The organism is Pantoea sp. EABMAA-21 (genome assembly GCF_030053335.1).
Classification (GTDB): domain Bacteria; phylum Pseudomonadota; class Gammaproteobacteria; order Enterobacterales; family Enterobacteriaceae; genus Pantoea; species Pantoea communis.
In genome coordinates this window covers 254,585-269,760 of the sequence record NZ_JASGBX010000004.1, presented here as the reverse complement: position 1 = coordinate 269,760, position 15,176 = coordinate 254,585, and the positions used below count along the sequence as shown (strand labels likewise).

Below are 15,176 nucleotides of genomic sequence, written 5' to 3'. Positions count from 1 at the left end.
AAAAGAGAGAACACTATGACTGCAAGACAACTGCGACTTGGCACTATTCTGCATGGAGCGTCCGGCAATATGTCCGCATGGCGTCATCCGGCGGCGCAGGCCAATGCCAGCATCAATTTTGACTATGCGAAGCACATCGCGCGCAAAGCGGAAGCCGGCAAGCTGGATTTTCTGTTTGTCGCCGACGGTTTGTTTATCAATGAAAAATCCATCCCCCATTTTCTTAATCGCTTCGAGCCGTTGACGCTGCTGTCGGCGCTGGCGGGAGTCACTGAGCATTTAGGATTGGTGGGTACGGTCTCCACTTCTTACAGCGAACCCTTTACCGTTGCACGCCAGTTTGCCAGTCTCGATCACCTTAGCGGCGGGCGTGCAGGCTGGAACGTGGTGACCTCGCCTTTGGAAGGATCGGCGAAAAACTTTTCGCGCCAGCAGCACCCGGAGCACGCGCTGCGCTATCGCATCGCCGATGAGTATTTGCAGGTGGTGAAAGGGCTGTGGGATTCGTGGGAAAGCGATGCTTTTGTGCGGAACAAAGAGAGCGGTCAGTTCTTCGATGCCGCCAAACTTCATACCCTTAATCACCACGGTGATTTCTTCCAGGTGCAGGGGCCACTGAACATCGAACGCACGCCGCAGGGACGCCCGATCGTGTTTCAGGCCGGTGCGTCAGAGGATGGGAAGAAACTTGCAGCGCGCCACGCCGATGCCATTTTCACCCATCAGCCGACGCGCGAAGAGGCGCAAGCTTTCTATAAAGATGTGAAAAAGCAGCTGGTGGCGAACGGACGTGAGCCGCAGGATCTGCATATCTTCCAGGGCGTTGGCGTAATCGTTGGCGATGATGCCGAAGACGTTGAGCGTCAGTACCAAACTACCGCCGCACTGGTTTCCATCAAAGATGCATTGAACTACCTCGGTCGCTTCTTCGATCACCACGACTTCTCGCAATACCCGCTTGATGAGCCTTTCCCGGATATTGGCGATATCGGCCAGAACAGCTTCCGCAGCACCACCGATGAAATCAAACGTAAGGCGCAAGCGCACGGTCACACACTGCGTCAGGCCGCACTGGAAGCGGCCACGCCGCGTCCGCTGTTCTTTGGCAAGCCAGAAGAGGTGGCGGATGGATTACAGCTGTGGTTTGAAACCGAGGCCACCGATGGCTTCATTATTCAGGGCGGCACGCCGGATACTTTCGAACGCTTTGTCGATCGCGTCATCCCCCTCCTGCAAGCGCGCGGCCTGACCCGCAGCGAATATCCTGGCACCACGCTGCGTGCCAGCTTCGGTCTGAAAGACCCGGTTAATCAGTTCACACAACAATAAATTAAAGAGAAAACACGCTATGCAGAAAAAATCCCTTATTGCGCTGATGTTGCTGAGTTTAAGCAGTGCGGCTTTGGCTGAAGACGTGGCGGTGAACGGTCAGCAGATCAGCATCGAAGCCAATAAAACACCGGTGAACACTGCGGCAAATCCCGCTGCGGTGGCGCAAATTCCGGCCGGACATAAGTTTGCCGTGCCAGGCTCATTTACCGTGGCGGTGGCCGCACTGAACTCCCCGCCATTAACCGTATTTAGTGATGACAACAAAACCCTGCTCGGCAGCGAAGTGGATATCGCCCGTCTGGTGGCCGACAGCCTGGGATTGAAACTCAATGTGGTGCCGACCTCGTGGGAAGACTGGCCGCTGGGCGTGGCTTCCGGCAAATATGACGCGGCGATTACCAATGTCACCGTGACCAAAGAGCGTAAAGAGCGCTTCGATTTCGCCACCTATCGCAAAGATTCCCTGGGTTTCTACGTGAAATCCAGCAGCCAGATTAAATCATTGAACAAAGCTGAAGACATCGCCGGGCTGCGCATCATTGTGGGTTCCGGCACCAACCAGGAAGCGATCCTGCTGGCGTGGGACAAAGAGAATCAGGCGAAAGGACTAAAGCCTTTCACCCCGGTTTACACCAAAGATGATGCTGCGCAAACGCTGGCGCTGCAGTCCGGTCGCGCCGATGCCTACTTCGGTCCGAATGTGATTGACGCGTGGAAAGCCGCGTTAACTCATCAAACCAAACTGGTGGGCAGCGTGGATGGAGGTTGGCCGAAAGCCGCTCATATCGCGGTGACGGTAAAAAAAGACAACGGTCTGGTGCAGCCGATTAACACCGCGCTCAACGGCGTGATCAAGAACGGTGATTACGACAAGGTGCTGAACCGTTGGGGTGAAGGCGTGGAGCGTCTGGATCGCTCTGAAATCAACCCGGCCGGTCTTGGCGACTAAGGAGGCTGCATGAGCCAGCAATTTTTCCGCGAAGTGCATCCTGAGGCCGCTGAGTTGCAGCCGATTATCACCGGTCTGTTTGGCGAGTATGCGGCACGTTACGGTGATTTCTTCAAAAGCTCCAACGAGGTGGAATTAACCGAGTGGTACTTGCCGCCGCGTGGGCTGTTTATCGTGCTGGAGCGTGACGGCGAGATCATCGCCATGGGCGCCTATAAACCTTATGACGAGGTGACCGCGGAATTTAAACGCATCTGGACGCGTAGCGATCTGCGCCGTCAGGGATTGGCGCTGCTGATTTTGCAGGAGCTTGAACGGCGTGCGTTGCGTGCCGGTTATCAGCGCGTGTTCCTGACCACCGGATTTCGCCAGCCGGAAGCCGTTCAGCTGTATATCGGCCACGGTTATCAGCCGCAGTTTGCGCTACGCGAAGATATGGAAATCTACAGTCAGCCACCTCATGACGGACGTTTACGCTTCCTCAAGGTGATCGATGTGCACAGCGTGGCGCAGGCCAGCTAAGGAGTTGAGATGAGTCAGGAAAAACATTTAACCGTGGTGCCCGCACGCTATCCAGGAAGGATCATCGGGGCGATTGTCGCACTGTTTATTCTCGCCAGCGTGATTGATTCGGTGGCCTTTAATCCTCGTTGGGAATGGCGTGTGTTTGCCCGCTGGTTCTTTGATCCGGTGATTCTCACAGGGCTGGGGCAAACGCTGTTACTGACGTTGTTTGGCACGGTGCTGAGTTTGATTTTTGGTGGCCTGCTGGCGCTGGCGCGGCTCTCTTCATCATGGTTATTGAGCACGCTGGCGTTTGGTTACATCTGGCTATTTCGCTCGCTGCCGCTGATTGTGGTGCTGATTATTCTCTATAACTTCTCCTACCTGTACGACACGCTGTCGCTCGGCGTACCTTTCACGGCACTGTCGTGGGGCCATTTCCAGACCATCAATGTGCTGGGGCAGTTCCCGGCAGCGGTGATTGGATTGACGCTGGTGCAGAGCGCCTACAGTGCGGAGATTATTCGCGGCGGATTTTTGGGTGTCGATCACGGTCAGTTTGAGGCAGCGTCGGCGCTGGGATTGTCCTCGTCCCGTCGTACCTTCCGCATCATTCTGCCGCAGGCATTGCGCGCCATTATTCCCACCACCTTTAACGAAATCATCAGCCTCGCCAAAGGGACTTCCATGGTGTACGTGCTGGCGATGCCGGAACTGTTTTATACCATCCAGATGATCTACAACCGCACGCAACAGGTGATCCCGCTGTTAATGGTGGGTGCGGCCTGGTATCTGATTATCACCACCGTATTGTCACTGCTGCAGCACAGCGTTGAACGTTGGCTGGCCCGCAGCGTGACGCGTGAACCGCAACCGTCGCGCTGGCGTCAATGGCGCAATCGCTCTGCTACCGCCAATGAGGAGCTTTCTCATGTCCGAAGCCATTGATTATCGCAATCTGCACACTACCGGTGCCATCAGCATTACCGGCGTCAGTAAGTCATTTGGTAAACACAAAGCGCTGGATGACGTCTCGCTGGAGCTGGAGCCCGGCTCGGTGACGGTGATTCTTGGCCCGTCAGGATCAGGGAAATCCACGCTACTGCGCACCATTAATCATCTGGAACGCGTGGATGAAGGGTTTATTCAAATCGACGGCGATTACATCGGTTATCAACGGCGTGGTGACAAGTTGTATGAGTTGAAAGAGAAGGCGATTTTGCGCCAGCGCATCAACGTCGGTTACGTGTTTCAGAACTTCAATTTATTTCCCCATCTGACGGTTTTAGACAACCTGATTGAAGCACCGATTGCCCATCGTCAATTGTCACGACGCGAGGCGATTGAAAGGGCGGGAGAATTGCTGGATATCGTGGGATTGCGCCATAAAGCTGATGCCTGGCCGCGCCATCTGTCAGGTGGCCAGCAGCAGCGCATCGCCATTGCACGTGCGTTGATGCTGAATCCACGCGTGATGCTGTTTGATGAACCGACCTCGGCGCTCGATCCTGAGTTGGTGGGTGAGGTGCTGGACGTGATTAAGAAGCTGGCACGCTCCGGCACCACCCTTGTGATTGTCACGCACGAGATTGGTTTTGCGCGCGAAGTGGCGGATCAGGTGGTGTTTATGGTTGATGGCCGTATCGTCGAACAAGGCAGTACGCACCAGGTGTTGAACCAACCGCGTCATGAGCGTACGAAACGATTTTTGGCGCGGGTGCTGTAATGGAGAGAGTGATAGTCAGTGCGCTGGCCGCATGGTTGTTAAGCTCGCCACTGTGTGCCGCAGCAACGCTGGATGCAAAAAACAACGAAACGCCAATCCACATTCCGGCTAACCCGCAAGCCATTGCCAAAATTCCGGCTGGATTTCATTTTGTGACGCCGGGATATTTGACGGTGGCGACTTCCGCATCCAATTCCCCGCCAATAGGCTTGTGGGCATCAGACAATAAAACGCTGATTGGTAGCGACCCTGATTTCGCCCGGCTGCTGGCCGACAGTTTGGGGTTGAAACTCAAGCTGGTGCCTGCCGCCTGGGAAGACTGGCCATTGGGCCTCACCGCCGGACGTTATGATGTGGCGATGTTTAATATCGCAGTGACGGAAGAACGGAAAAAGAAGTTCGATTTCGCGACTTACCGCGCGGATAACCATGCGTTCGCCGTGAAAACGGACAGTGCAATCACGGCGATCAAAGGGCGCGAGGACGTGGCGGGTAAACGCATCATTGTCGGTTCCGGTACCAACCAGGAGAAAATTTTGCTGAGTTGGGATGCGAAAAACCGTGCACAGGGGTTGGCTCCGGTTCAGCCGATATATCTCAATGATGATGCATCAGCGACGCTGGCGTTGCTCTCCGGGCGCGCCGATGCTTCATTTGGCCCACAAGCCATGGCGGCATGGAAAGTGGCGTCACGCGGTCAAACCAAAATCGTCGGTCACGGTCCGTTCCGCGCCTGGGTGGCAGTGACGACTAAAAAAGGTAATGGGCTGGATGTGGCATTACAGCAGGCGATCAATGGAGCGATAACCAGCGGACAGTACCAACAAGTGCTGGCACGCTGGGGAGAACAGGAGGAGGGCGTGGAGGCGTCACAGGTCAATCCGCCTGGAATTGTTTATCAATAATTTTTTTGTAAATGCCTGATATCCGTGATATCGCCGAAGTGATACTTTAATCCTGTACATAATGGCGGCTCAGCTGCCGCCATTGCAAAAGTCTCTTACGTGGTGGCTTTACGGATCCAAAGCGCAGCCTCTCCCGCAGGGAGTGGACGGGCAAAGTGATACCCCTGAAACAGATTACACCCTTTGTCGCGCAGGTAGTCGAAATACTCTTCGCTTTCGATCCCTTCAGCCAGAACGTTCAATCCCATTTCACGCGCCAGTTCAATGGTTTTATGTACCACAATCCCGGCAGATTCGTTGTCAAAAATATGCATGATAAGCGATTTGTCGATCTTGATATCATCAATCGCGAAATCACTGAGCGATTTAAGCGATGAGTAGCCCACACCAAAATCATCAATTGCCCACTTAATGCCCAAATGACTAAAGTGCGAAATCACCGAACCAATGCGTTTCTGATCATAAATAAAAGTGGTTTCCGTGATTTCAAATTTTAATCTTTCCGGACTGATTCTGTGGTGCGAAAGTGTTAACAGTGTGTCCTGAGTAAAATCACGATGCATCAATTGTAATGGGCTTATATTAATGGAGAACATCAAATTGCTAATATTGTGAACACGTTGCCAATCCGACATCTGCTGCAGTGCGCGTTCCATCACCCATCTTCCAATCTCGATGATCAATCCGCTTTTCTCTGCGATGGGGATAAAGACCTCAGGTGAAATAAAACCTTTCACAGGGTGCTTCCAGCGCAGTAACGCCTCGAAGCCAACCAGTGTTTTATCAACATCAACCTGTGGCTGGTAGTATAGTTCAAGCTCATTGTTTTCAATGGCGCTTGAGAGTTCGCGTTTAATCAAATCGGTTTCAGAATAATCACCGCAGCAAGTAAAGGCGGTAAGCAGCAATGCGACGATGGGGACACCACAATTCACAAGATAAAAGCCTTTTTCTTTTGGAATATTCAATTGAAAAGCGTTATCGTGCCACGTCAATCCCGTCATGATGAAAAATAGATAAATAACCAGGCAAATTATCGGAAAGATTTTACTGAGATAATTGTTCTGCTGGCGTAACACTAAAGCAGAACCAATCGTTAAAGCAATTAAATAATTATATTCTGAATGTTTCCCAGTTGCGTGATAATTATCGATTAATAGCAACGCGATGATGACGATAAGCAATGCGTGTACAATGATATACAAATTACGCCTTAACCCAGAACAAAAGGCTGCACTAGTAATATATACACCCAAAGCTGTACTCATGCTGTACAAGCAAGTGACATCATAATGACCATTTAAAAAATTTAATAATCCCATCCAGAGCCCGGCAATAATACTGGATGTCCCTGCAATAAGTAAGGTTAAGCGGAGTTTCTTTTCCAGACTATCACCTTTAAACAGGAAAGGGAGGTTGCGAACCATACAATATTTAGAATTGAAATAAGAGATCATGAGCTATTCTCAATTTTTATGTCATCATGGTTTAAAAGTTGATTAGGGTATTTGAGGCAGAACGAACAGATTGTTTCGTTGATTTCCCCATTAATCCTTAACTCCGTTGGTGTCTGGCGTGGCATCTATTAAGGCATTCTTATCAGGTGATTATGATAGCTTGGGATATCCCGTCATGAGTCGATTTCATGTTTCAGGCCGGTTGTAGTCAACGTCGTCAACTGAGCCAAAGCATTTTCTGAACATTAACATTGTTCCTATCCAGGGACAAATCTGCACGTTAGAATGAAACGTGAGCGCCGCTTAAGTTCATCCTGATATTAAGGCGCAATCACCTGAGCTGGACAACCTTCAGCTTGACAATCATTTATGGTCACACCCCATTAAAACAACGGGTTGCAATGAAAATTCGTTTCCTATCTGCAAATGAACTCAAGCTGGCTGAAGTGCGCACCATCCTGGAGCCGGTCGGCGTCGAAGTCATTCCCATTGCCCGCCGCATCGAAGAGATACAAACAGAAAATGAAGTTGAACTGGTACGTGACAAACTCACCAAAGCCTTTTCCATCATTGGGCGTCCACTGTTTGTTGAGCACACCGGCCTGTATCTGGATGGGCTGAATGGATTGCCTGCCGGATTGACGCGCATTTTCTGGAGCCGACTGAACGCTGAGCGCTTCACCAAACTGGTCAGCGGGCTGGACACCCCAAGCGTCACCGCCAAAACCGTGCTGGGCTATTGCGATGGCCGTAAAATGTACCAGTTTGAGGGTGAACTTCGCGGCACCATCGCACCGGCACCGGCAGGACCGCGCGAGTTTCAGTGGGACTGCGTATTCATTCCAGAAGGCCATTCGCAGACCTTCGCCGAAATGGGTGAATTCAAAAACGAAATATCCATGCGCCGCCTGGCACTGGATCGTTTCGCCACCTTTCTAAAAACATCACGGGGACTGGCATGAAACCGGAACTCAAACGCGCCTACGATGCAGGCAAACTGATCCTGTTTGCGGGCGCGGGTATTTCACGCAATCTGGGTTTGCCGGAGTGGCATGAGCTGATTGCGCATCTGGCCAAAGAACTGGGTTACGATCCGAAGATCTTTAATACTTATGGCACACATCTTTCGCTGGCGGAGTACTACAAGCAGCGCAAAGGTTCGCTCGGTCCGTTACGCAGCTGGATGGATCGTGAGTGGCATCGCCCGGATATTGACGTGCGCAGCTCTGAAATTCACACCATGATCACCCAAGGTAACTTCTCACGCATCTATACCACCAATTACGATCGCTGGCTGGAGATGGCGCACGAAGCTCACAATGTGCCGTACAGCAAAGTGGCGAATGCGGCGGATTTGGTGTCATTGACCGAAGACAAGCGTCATATCATTAAACTTCATGGTGATTTTGACGATGATACGTCCATCGTGCTGGATGAGAGCAGCTACTTCGAACGCCTCTATTTCGATTCGCCGCTGGATATCAAACTGACGCATGACGTGATGGGCAATTCGGTGTTGTTTGTCGGGTACAGCATCAGTGACTTTAACATTCGTCTGTTATTCTACCGGCTGACCAAGATGTGGGGCCGCACGGGATTGGCTACCGCGCGCCCCAAATCCTACTTGTTCACCAACCGCAATAATCCGGTGGCCAAAGAGGTGCTGGGGCAGTGGGGCATCGAAATGATCGTTTCAGAAGAGGACGATCCGCGCAAAGCGCTGGCAACGTTTCTGGAAGAATTACTGGCTTAATGAGCAGAAAATGTTTGCTCAAAAAAGTTTTCTTAGAATATACTGTATATAAATACAGTTAGCCGAGGTGCATCATGGCAGTCGAAACCAAATATGTTGTTGTCAGAAAGGGTGAAGAAAAAATGACGTTTGCCAATAAAAAAGACGCGGATGCCTGGGACAAAATGCTCGATATGGCGGACGCCTTCACCGACTGGCTGCAGCAGCATCAGCCTGAGCTGGGTGAAGCACAGGCTGAAGCGTTAGGCATGTTACTGGCTGAGCAGAAGGATGCGGTGCAGCATATCCTGCGTACCAGCAAATTACCGGATGCGGTAAAAGAAGATGCGACAGCCGAAGTCGAGACTGAGGCTTCTGTCGAATCTGAACCCTCTGCGGAATCTGAAGCTTCTGCCGAAGCAGACACCGGTAAACCCGAAAAGAAAGTGCGCGCGGTTAAAGCTGCCTGATACTTTGCTGAGAGCTGAGAGCTGAGAGCTGAGAGCTGAGAGCTGAGAGCTGAGAGCTGAGAGCTGAGAGCGGCGAGAAGGTCGCTCCTGTTGCCTCACTAAATTCTACAGCTTGATCTGATAACGCGTACTACGCCCACCGCCCGGTAATTTCTCCAGACAACCTTTCTCCAGTAATTCCGTCAAATGGCGCGTCGCCGTGGCCTTACTGACCTTCGCCACTTTTTGGTATTGGCTGGCGCTGATGCCGTTTTCAAACCCTTGTTCTCCGCCATCGAGCAAGCGATTCAATACGCGATTTTGTTCAGCGTTCAATTGGGCATTGTGATGGATCAGCCAGAATTTCGCCTTGTTCTGTATCCGCGTGACCGATGCCAGCGCCTCTTCCAGGCTGTCATTAAGCACATCGAGGAACCACAGCATCCAGGCAGTGATGTCCAAATCGCCACGCTGTGTCTCTTGCAAAATCCGATAATAATCCGTGCGCCGGGTCAGAATCGATGACGACATGGCATATAACCGGATGCTTTGGCTATCTGCTTGTGCCAGCGCCAAATCTGTCAGCGCACGCGTAATACGGCCGTTGCCATCATCAAAGGGATGTAGCGTGACAAACCACAGATGACAGATGGCGGCGCGCAGCAGCGGATCGAGTTGAACCTCGTTATGGCTGTGATTAAACCAGCGAATAAACTCATCAAGCTGCTGTTCAAGCCCGTCGCGCGGTGGTGCTTCAAAATGCACGGTTGGGCGATCGATACGCCCGGATACCACTTGCATCGGCTCCTCACCGCGCAAACCACCCACGTTCAGACGCTTAATCGTCCATTCACTCGCCGGGAAAAGCCACTGATGCCACTGGCATAACCGCTCAAACGTGAGTGGCGTATCGCGCTGGGTGATGGCATCCATCATCATGGTGGCCAGTCCTTCGGATCGTTCGGAGACGGGATAGGGCTGCTCCAGCGAGACACCTAATCGCCGCGCAAGGGAAGATCTGACCGATTCGGCGTTAACACGCTCATCTTCAATGGCGGAGGAAGACAGGATATTGGTAAGCAACGTATTGAGAGTTTGCGTATCTGTGTTATCGGATATGCTTGCCCGGCCCAGCAAAATACCGCGCTGCTGCTGGAGATAGCGCAATCGTGGCAGGAGTTTTTCCTCTTGCCAGTGAAAATTTGGCCACTCAGGTTGCTGCCATATCCACATAATTTGCCTCATCTCATTTGCCTATGAGCCAAAAGGGGATGCTATTAGGCTCATGCTTTGAGCCATAAAAGAGATTATTCGGCTCGGTTATTGAGCTGAATGATACGATTTAATCGGCTCAAACGCCAGTGAACATGCGAATTTGAGCCCTATGAGAAGGCTATATGTGTGGCGATTTCAGGCTGAAATTTTTGCGGCAGTGGAAAAGGAGTTAAGTGCCAGATGGCGGCCTGAGCGCCGCCATCAGTGAGAATGAAGTGACTTCGGTTGTAGCAGTGATGGAGAGCGAATCAATGGGTGAAAAGTGAAAATGTTCCAGAGTAGTAACTCACCATCCACGCCACATACACCAGCCATACCAATAGCAATCCTGTTAAGCCTAATTTACCTGTCATGATGCATTCCTCTTGTTATTTGGCGTCATGCGCCCTGTAAGGAATAAGCTGACAGGATGGTGAGATAGCGATCTTGCGCCAGATCAAAAACAGCAGGATTTTGTCGCGGAAATACGCAGACAAAAATTGTTCGGGATAGGATATGGGTGTTTGCCCCTGCCTCAACCAGCCTTATTCGCTATTTACAACGATATGCCGAACTACAACATTCTGGTGCCGCGTGCGAAAGCCGATGCGATGGGCTGGAAACCCCGCGATGAAATCCCGTATAACCCACACGATACCGGTCATGCGGAAGGGGCAGGCGATCCACAAATCGGCGTGCCTTACGCGGTGAACGTGAATGCGGGTTGGCGCTTGCCGTACACCGGCATGCTGTGTAAAGAGCCGCCATATGGTGGCATCCGCGCCATTGACCTGCGTGATGGCCGCACTATCTGGGATCGTCCACTGGGCACCGCACGTCGCAATGGCCCGTTTGGTCTGCCAACCGGATTGCCAATTAACATTGGTACGCCGAATAATGGCGGCTCTGTGGTGACATCCAGCGGCCTGATCTTTGTCGCGGCAGTCACCGATGATTTAATCCGCGCCATCGAAATGAAAACCGGTAAGGAAGTGTGGAGCACGGAACTGCCTGCAGGAGGCCAGGCCAACCCCATGATCTACACGCAAAATGGACGTGAGTATCTGGTGATTGTCGCGGCAGGGCATCACTTTATGGAGACGCCGGTGGGCGATTATGTGCTGGCATACGCGCTGCCTGAACAGAAATAACCACCATTGAAAACGGGATTAGGCTGCGGCCTAATCCCGTCATAAACACATTGTCATCACATCCCTTTGGTCATCACGCCCTCAGGGGTTCACCTCTTCCAGGCGGCGATTCAGCGTGCGTGGACCAAATACACCAATGGTAAACACCACAATCGCCATCGCGCCGGAAATCACGGCAAACACTGAACTGACCCCCATCTCACTCAGCACCCAGGCAATGGTAAAACCTGACAACATGCCGCTGATACGACTCACCGAATAGACCAATCCAATCGCTTTAGCGCGGAAACGCGTCGGGAACAGTTCGGCCTGATAGGCTCGGTAGGAGAAGGTCATACAGGTGCTAGCCAGCGACAATAGCAGTCCCAACGTCACCAGCATCACCGGTTGCGACTGCCAGGAAAATACCGTGCCGACGAGGGCAATGGCCAGCGCGGATCCACTCACCAGCCACTTACGCTCAATGCGATCGGCAAAGGTCATTGCCACCAGCGGCCCCAATGGGCTGGCAAAAGCAATCAGGAAGGAATAGAGCAAGCTGTGGGTGAACGTCACACCTTTTGCTGCCAGCAGTGTCGGGATCCAACTGGCAAAACCGTAATAGCCAATCGACTGAAAGAAGTTGAATACCAGCAGCATGAGGGTGCGACGGCGGTAAGGCGGACGCCACATCTCATTTTTCACTGCCGGTTTAGATTCAATGGGCTGCAACAAAGGGTTATCAATGGCAGGCAGCGCCGCGCCGGTGGATTTAGCCACGCGCGCTTCCAGTCTGCGTACCACGTCTTCCGCTTCTTTGTAACGGCCTTGCTCAACCAGCCAGCGCGGGCTTTCGGGTAAGCCCATGCGCAGGATCCACACCAGCACCGCGCCGATACAGCCAAACAACACCACCCAACGCCAGCCGCTCAGGCCGAGAATTTCCTGGGGGACCAGCTGCCATGAGAGGAAAGCGATGGTCGGAATCGAGGTGTACTGGATGGCCTGCACGAAGGCATAAGATCTGCCGCGCAGACGCGCCGGAATGAATTCGGAGACATAGGCATCAATGGTGACCAGCTCGGCGCCAACGCCAATCCCCGACACAATGCGCCAGAACACAATGGAAAACGGATGGTGCTGAAACGCCATGATGCCACTGGCGATCGCGTAAACCAGTAATGCGATAATAAACACCTTTTTGCGCCCGATGCGGTCGGCCAGATTGGCAATCAACAAGGTGCCGAGGAAAACCCCGAGGAACATCGCCGCGACAAACGCCCCCAGGCTATGGGGATCAAAAAAGTTATGGCTGCCGTGGGAAAAAATCCCCTCACGCACCATACCGGGACCGATATAGGCGGTCAGGAACACGTCATACACTTCAAACCACCCCCCCAACGCCAGTGCAAAAATAATCAGCCACAGCGGGCGGGCGGCAGGTAAGCGTTCCAGACGCGCAGAGAGTTGCGCACCAAATGCTTTGCCTTCTTGTGGTGTGAAGTTGTCACGCCAGGTCATCGGCGGGGGGATCGACTCGCTCAGCGAAATTTTTTTCAGCACGGTAGGGTACTCCGTTGTTTTTATAATGGTTTGTTAAGGGCTGGCCGGATGGCCATACCCGATAACACAGGTGATTCAGGGTGTTAACGTTAAACCGGGCAGCCTTTCGCACGCAGAATCGCGTTGAAGCGCTCAGGGTCGTTGTTGCCTGCCACGTTGCTGGCGCGGATCTTCTCCTCACGCTGGGCATGTTGCTGTACGCGAGGCAGCAGCACACTCAGCTCATCCTGCGGGATTGCAATCACGCCGTCGGCATCTGCCACGATCAAATCGCCCGGTGAAACCACCAGTCCTGCACAGTGCACCGTGGTGTTCACTTCACCAGGGCCTTCTTTAGAAGGGCCGCGCAGGGTGTTACCCCGTGCCCAGCAGGCAATACCGCCTTCTGCCCATTCATTCAGGTCGCGCACGGCGCCATCAATCACAAAACCGGCAATCTTTTTGGTGACGGCAGAGGTGCGCATCAAGCCACCGATCAGCGCCTGAGTCAGATCGCCCGAGCCATCGACCACAATCACATCGCCCGGCTGCGCCATCTCGATGGCTTTGTGGATCATCAGATTATCGCCAGGACGCACCTTCACGGTGATGGCCGGGCCGCACAGCACCAGGTTGGCATCGTTGTGATAAGCCTGTAAGCCAAGCGCACCAACACTGCGCCCCATGGAGTCGCCAATGTTCGGCACCGGCAAGGCACGGAAGGCATCAATCACGCCCGCATCAATCTGTGCGCCGCGCTCACCGATGAAATAGCCAATCGGCCAGTCTTTATGGATGGTCATAGGTTAACTCCGGTTTAACACCTGCGGATTGACGCAGGCGGATGGGTTGATCTGTTGGTTATCAAGAAAAGCGAGACACTGACGTGCTGCGCTCTGTGCGACGGCATCCAATGCCTGCGGGGTGGAACCGCCAATATGCGGGGTTACGATCAGGTTGCTGAGCGTGCGGAAAGGATGATCGGCAGCCAGCGGCTCAAGGGTCACCGTGTCCAGCGCTGCGGCACGCAGTTGCCCGCTTTGTAACGCGGCAGCCAGCGCGTCTTCATCAATCAATTCACCGCGAGCGGTGTTGATCAGCGTGGCGTGAGCAGGCAACTGTGCCAGGCGTTGCGCGTTGATCATCAAACGGGTTTTGGGCGTGACCGGACAGTGCAGACTCAGCACATCTGCCAGTGGCAGTAAATCGTCGAGTGAATCACAGCGTTGCGCGCCTTCGAAGTCACCATCAGCCGGAGCAGCGGGATCGAAAAATGCGACCTGCATCCCAATCACTCTCGCGAAGCGCGCCACGCGGCGGCCGATTTCGCCAAAGCCGACCAGACCCAGGGTTTTGCCATGTAGTTCTTCGCCATCACCGCTGCGGGTCCAGCGCCCGGCGGCGACTTCCTGCTGAAAATAGGGCAGACGGCGCGCGCAGTTCAGCATCAGCGCCAGCGTCAGTTCGGCAACAGATTGCGCATTGGTGGCTGGCGTGGTCAGCACCGGAATGCCGCGTTCAGTCGCGGCAACCACATCAATATTGGTGACGCCCACGCCGTGTTTGCAGATGATTTTCAGCGTTGGACAAGCGTTGATGGCTTTCGCGTTCAATTCAACGGTGCGCGAGATCACCGCGTCATACGCCACGCTGCTCATACGCTGTTCAACTTCCGCAACGTCATTGGCGTCATCCAGATAATCGACCACACAGCCTGCTTCAGCGAGCAGTTCACGGCCGCCCTGGCCGAGGCTGGTAGTGGTCACGAGAAAGCGATAAGTCATGTCGGTTCTCCGATAGGGTTTACGTCATCCTGGCATCGACAACCGATAAAAAATATTCTGCGAAGGTTATTAATTCATTCCTGGCAGGAATAATGCCCTCAGACGGAAGTTGAAACGTCACTCGCCACAACGTTGGAATTTTGTTAACAAACAGATCGCATATTGCTGGGATAGTGTTCTGCTATACGCTTTAGGATTTTTACTTAAAAAATCGTTAAAAACGTAGAGTTAGCGGAGCGCAGCGGCCGTATATCAGCAGGCTAAAGACCGCATGAATAGTGTGATCCACTTCAAAAACCTCCCTCAGTACCCTGACGCTCCTCAGTTATTTTATCGTCGTTGTTTTGAGCAAAGTGCACCGCAAAGTTGCACAACTCATGCATTGCGCGTTTTTTAGCCGCACGAAATGATA

15 protein-coding genes are annotated in these 15,176 nt (G+C 52.9%); 10 read left to right on the top strand and 5 right to left on the bottom strand.

What is annotated here, in order from left to right:
- Positions 1-15: 15 nt before the first annotated feature.
- Genes QMZ65_RS08485 through QMZ65_RS08460 form a run of 6 tightly spaced genes read left to right on the top strand, consistent with a single transcriptional unit; the run spans position 16 to position 5,416 of the window.
- Positions 16-1,329, top strand: a complete 1,314-nt coding sequence (locus QMZ65_RS08485) for an LLM class flavin-dependent oxidoreductase (RefSeq protein ID WP_283215806.1) — start codon at positions 16-18, stop codon at positions 1,327-1,329.
- Positions 1,330-1,348: 19 nt separating this feature from the next.
- The gene (locus QMZ65_RS08480; RefSeq protein ID WP_283215805.1) at positions 1,349-2,281 is read left to right on the top strand and encodes an ABC transporter substrate-binding protein; all 933 of its coding nucleotides are present in this window, start codon (positions 1,349-1,351) and stop codon (positions 2,279-2,281) included.
- 9 nt (positions 2,282-2,290) lie between these two features.
- Complete coding sequence (locus tag QMZ65_RS08475) at positions 2,291-2,803, top strand: GNAT family N-acetyltransferase (RefSeq protein WP_283215804.1); 513 nt, start codon at positions 2,291-2,293, stop codon at positions 2,801-2,803.
- Positions 2,804-2,812: 9 nt separating this feature from the next.
- Positions 2,813-3,733: an amino acid ABC transporter permease gene (locus QMZ65_RS08470; RefSeq protein WP_097117852.1), complete on the top strand. Its 921-nt coding sequence runs from the start codon at positions 2,813-2,815 to the stop codon at positions 3,731-3,733.
- Complete coding sequence (locus QMZ65_RS08465) at positions 3,717-4,511, top strand: amino acid ABC transporter ATP-binding protein (RefSeq protein ID WP_058962363.1); 795 nt, start codon at positions 3,717-3,719, stop codon at positions 4,509-4,511. Before QMZ65_RS08470 ends, QMZ65_RS08465 begins: the two co-directional genes overlap by 17 nt.
- Entirely contained in the window at positions 4,511-5,416 is a 906-nt protein-coding gene (locus QMZ65_RS08460; RefSeq protein WP_283215803.1) for an ABC transporter substrate-binding protein, read from the top strand. Before QMZ65_RS08465 ends, QMZ65_RS08460 begins: the two co-directional genes overlap by 1 nt.
- A gap of 95 nt (positions 5,417-5,511) precedes the next feature.
- Here the strand turns inward: QMZ65_RS08460 and QMZ65_RS08455 are convergent, their stop codons facing one another.
- Complete coding sequence (locus QMZ65_RS08455) at positions 5,512-6,873, bottom strand: putative bifunctional diguanylate cyclase/phosphodiesterase (protein ID WP_097117854.1); 1,362 nt, start codon at positions 6,871-6,873, stop codon at positions 5,512-5,514.
- 401 nt (positions 6,874-7,274) lie between these two features.
- Here QMZ65_RS08455 and QMZ65_RS08450 point away from each other — a divergent pair, with 401 nt between their 5' ends.
- The 3 genes from QMZ65_RS08450 (at position 7,275) to QMZ65_RS08440 (ending at position 9,075) form a co-directional block, all read left to right on the top strand.
- A complete protein-coding gene (locus tag QMZ65_RS08450; protein WP_097117855.1) occupies positions 7,275-7,835 on the top strand; it encodes a non-canonical purine NTP pyrophosphatase in 561 nt (186 codons plus the stop codon).
- Positions 7,832-8,626, top strand: coding sequence for an SIR2 family protein (locus QMZ65_RS08445; protein WP_034829783.1), 795 nt, complete (start codon positions 7,832-7,834; stop codon positions 8,624-8,626). The genes QMZ65_RS08450 and QMZ65_RS08445 overlap by 4 nt, the downstream gene beginning before the upstream one ends.
- Positions 8,627-8,700: 74 nt before the next feature.
- On the top strand, positions 8,701-9,075 hold the full coding sequence (locus tag QMZ65_RS08440; protein WP_097117856.1) for a YebG family protein: 375 nt from the start codon (positions 8,701-8,703) through the stop codon (positions 9,073-9,075).
- A gap of 105 nt (positions 9,076-9,180) precedes the next feature.
- Here the strand turns inward: QMZ65_RS08440 and QMZ65_RS08435 are convergent, their stop codons facing one another.
- A complete protein-coding gene (locus QMZ65_RS08435; RefSeq protein ID WP_283215802.1) occupies positions 9,181-10,287 on the bottom strand; it encodes a Fic family protein in 1,107 nt (368 codons plus the stop codon).
- 545 nt (positions 10,288-10,832) lie between these two features.
- Here QMZ65_RS08435 and QMZ65_RS08430 point away from each other — a divergent pair.
- Positions 10,833-11,459 (top strand): outer membrane protein assembly factor BamB family protein, encoded by a 627-nt coding sequence (locus QMZ65_RS08430; RefSeq protein ID WP_283215801.1) that lies wholly within the window; start codon positions 10,833-10,835, stop codon positions 11,457-11,459.
- A gap of 81 nt (positions 11,460-11,540) precedes the next feature.
- Here the strand turns inward: QMZ65_RS08430 and QMZ65_RS08425 are convergent, their stop codons facing one another.
- From QMZ65_RS08425 to QMZ65_RS08415, 3 genes are all read right to left on the bottom strand, one after another.
- Positions 11,541-13,001 (bottom strand): MFS transporter, encoded by a 1,461-nt coding sequence (locus QMZ65_RS08425; protein WP_283215800.1) that lies wholly within the window; start codon positions 12,999-13,001, stop codon positions 11,541-11,543.
- A gap of 89 nt (positions 13,002-13,090) precedes the next feature.
- Positions 13,091-13,783 (bottom strand): RraA family protein, encoded by a 693-nt coding sequence (locus QMZ65_RS08420; protein ID WP_097117859.1) that lies wholly within the window; start codon positions 13,781-13,783, stop codon positions 13,091-13,093.
- Positions 13,784-13,786: 3 nt separating this feature from the next.
- Complete coding sequence (locus QMZ65_RS08415) at positions 13,787-14,764, bottom strand: hydroxyacid dehydrogenase (RefSeq protein ID WP_097117860.1); 978 nt, start codon at positions 14,762-14,764, stop codon at positions 13,787-13,789.
- Positions 14,765-15,176 lie beyond the last annotated feature (412 nt).

Excerpts from the sequence above, each read along its gene's own strand:
- QMZ65_RS08485 (WP_283215806.1), top strand. The coding sequence starts at position 16 with ATGACTGCAAGACAACTGCGACTTGGCACTATTCTGCATGGAGCGTCC.
- QMZ65_RS08480 (WP_283215805.1), top strand. The coding sequence starts at position 1,349 with ATGCAGAAAAAATCCCTTATTGCGCTGATGTTGCTGAGTTTAAGCAGT.
- QMZ65_RS08475 (WP_283215804.1), top strand. The coding sequence starts at position 2,291 with ATGAGCCAGCAATTTTTCCGCGAAGTGCATCCTGAGGCCGCTGAGTTG.
- QMZ65_RS08470 (WP_097117852.1), top strand. The coding sequence starts at position 2,813 with ATGAGTCAGGAAAAACATTTAACCGTGGTGCCCGCACGCTATCCAGGA.
- QMZ65_RS08465 (WP_058962363.1), top strand. The coding sequence starts at position 3,717 with ATGTCCGAAGCCATTGATTATCGCAATCTGCACACTACCGGTGCCATC.
- QMZ65_RS08460 (WP_283215803.1), top strand. The coding sequence starts at position 4,511 with ATGGAGAGAGTGATAGTCAGTGCGCTGGCCGCATGGTTGTTAAGCTCG.
- QMZ65_RS08455 (WP_097117854.1), bottom strand. The coding sequence starts at position 6,873 with ATGATCTCTTATTTCAATTCTAAATATTGTATGGTTCGCAACCTCCCT.
- QMZ65_RS08450 (WP_097117855.1), top strand. The coding sequence starts at position 7,275 with ATGAAAATTCGTTTCCTATCTGCAAATGAACTCAAGCTGGCTGAAGTG.
- QMZ65_RS08445 (WP_034829783.1), top strand. The coding sequence starts at position 7,832 with ATGAAACCGGAACTCAAACGCGCCTACGATGCAGGCAAACTGATCCTG.
- QMZ65_RS08440 (WP_097117856.1), top strand. The coding sequence starts at position 8,701 with ATGGCAGTCGAAACCAAATATGTTGTTGTCAGAAAGGGTGAAGAAAAA.
- QMZ65_RS08435 (WP_283215802.1), bottom strand. The coding sequence starts at position 10,287 with ATGTGGATATGGCAGCAACCTGAGTGGCCAAATTTTCACTGGCAAGAG.
- QMZ65_RS08420 (WP_097117859.1), bottom strand. The coding sequence starts at position 13,783 with ATGACCATCCATAAAGACTGGCCGATTGGCTATTTCATCGGTGAGCGC.
- QMZ65_RS08415 (WP_097117860.1), bottom strand. The coding sequence starts at position 14,764 with ATGACTTATCGCTTTCTCGTGACCACTACCAGCCTCGGCCAGGGCGGC.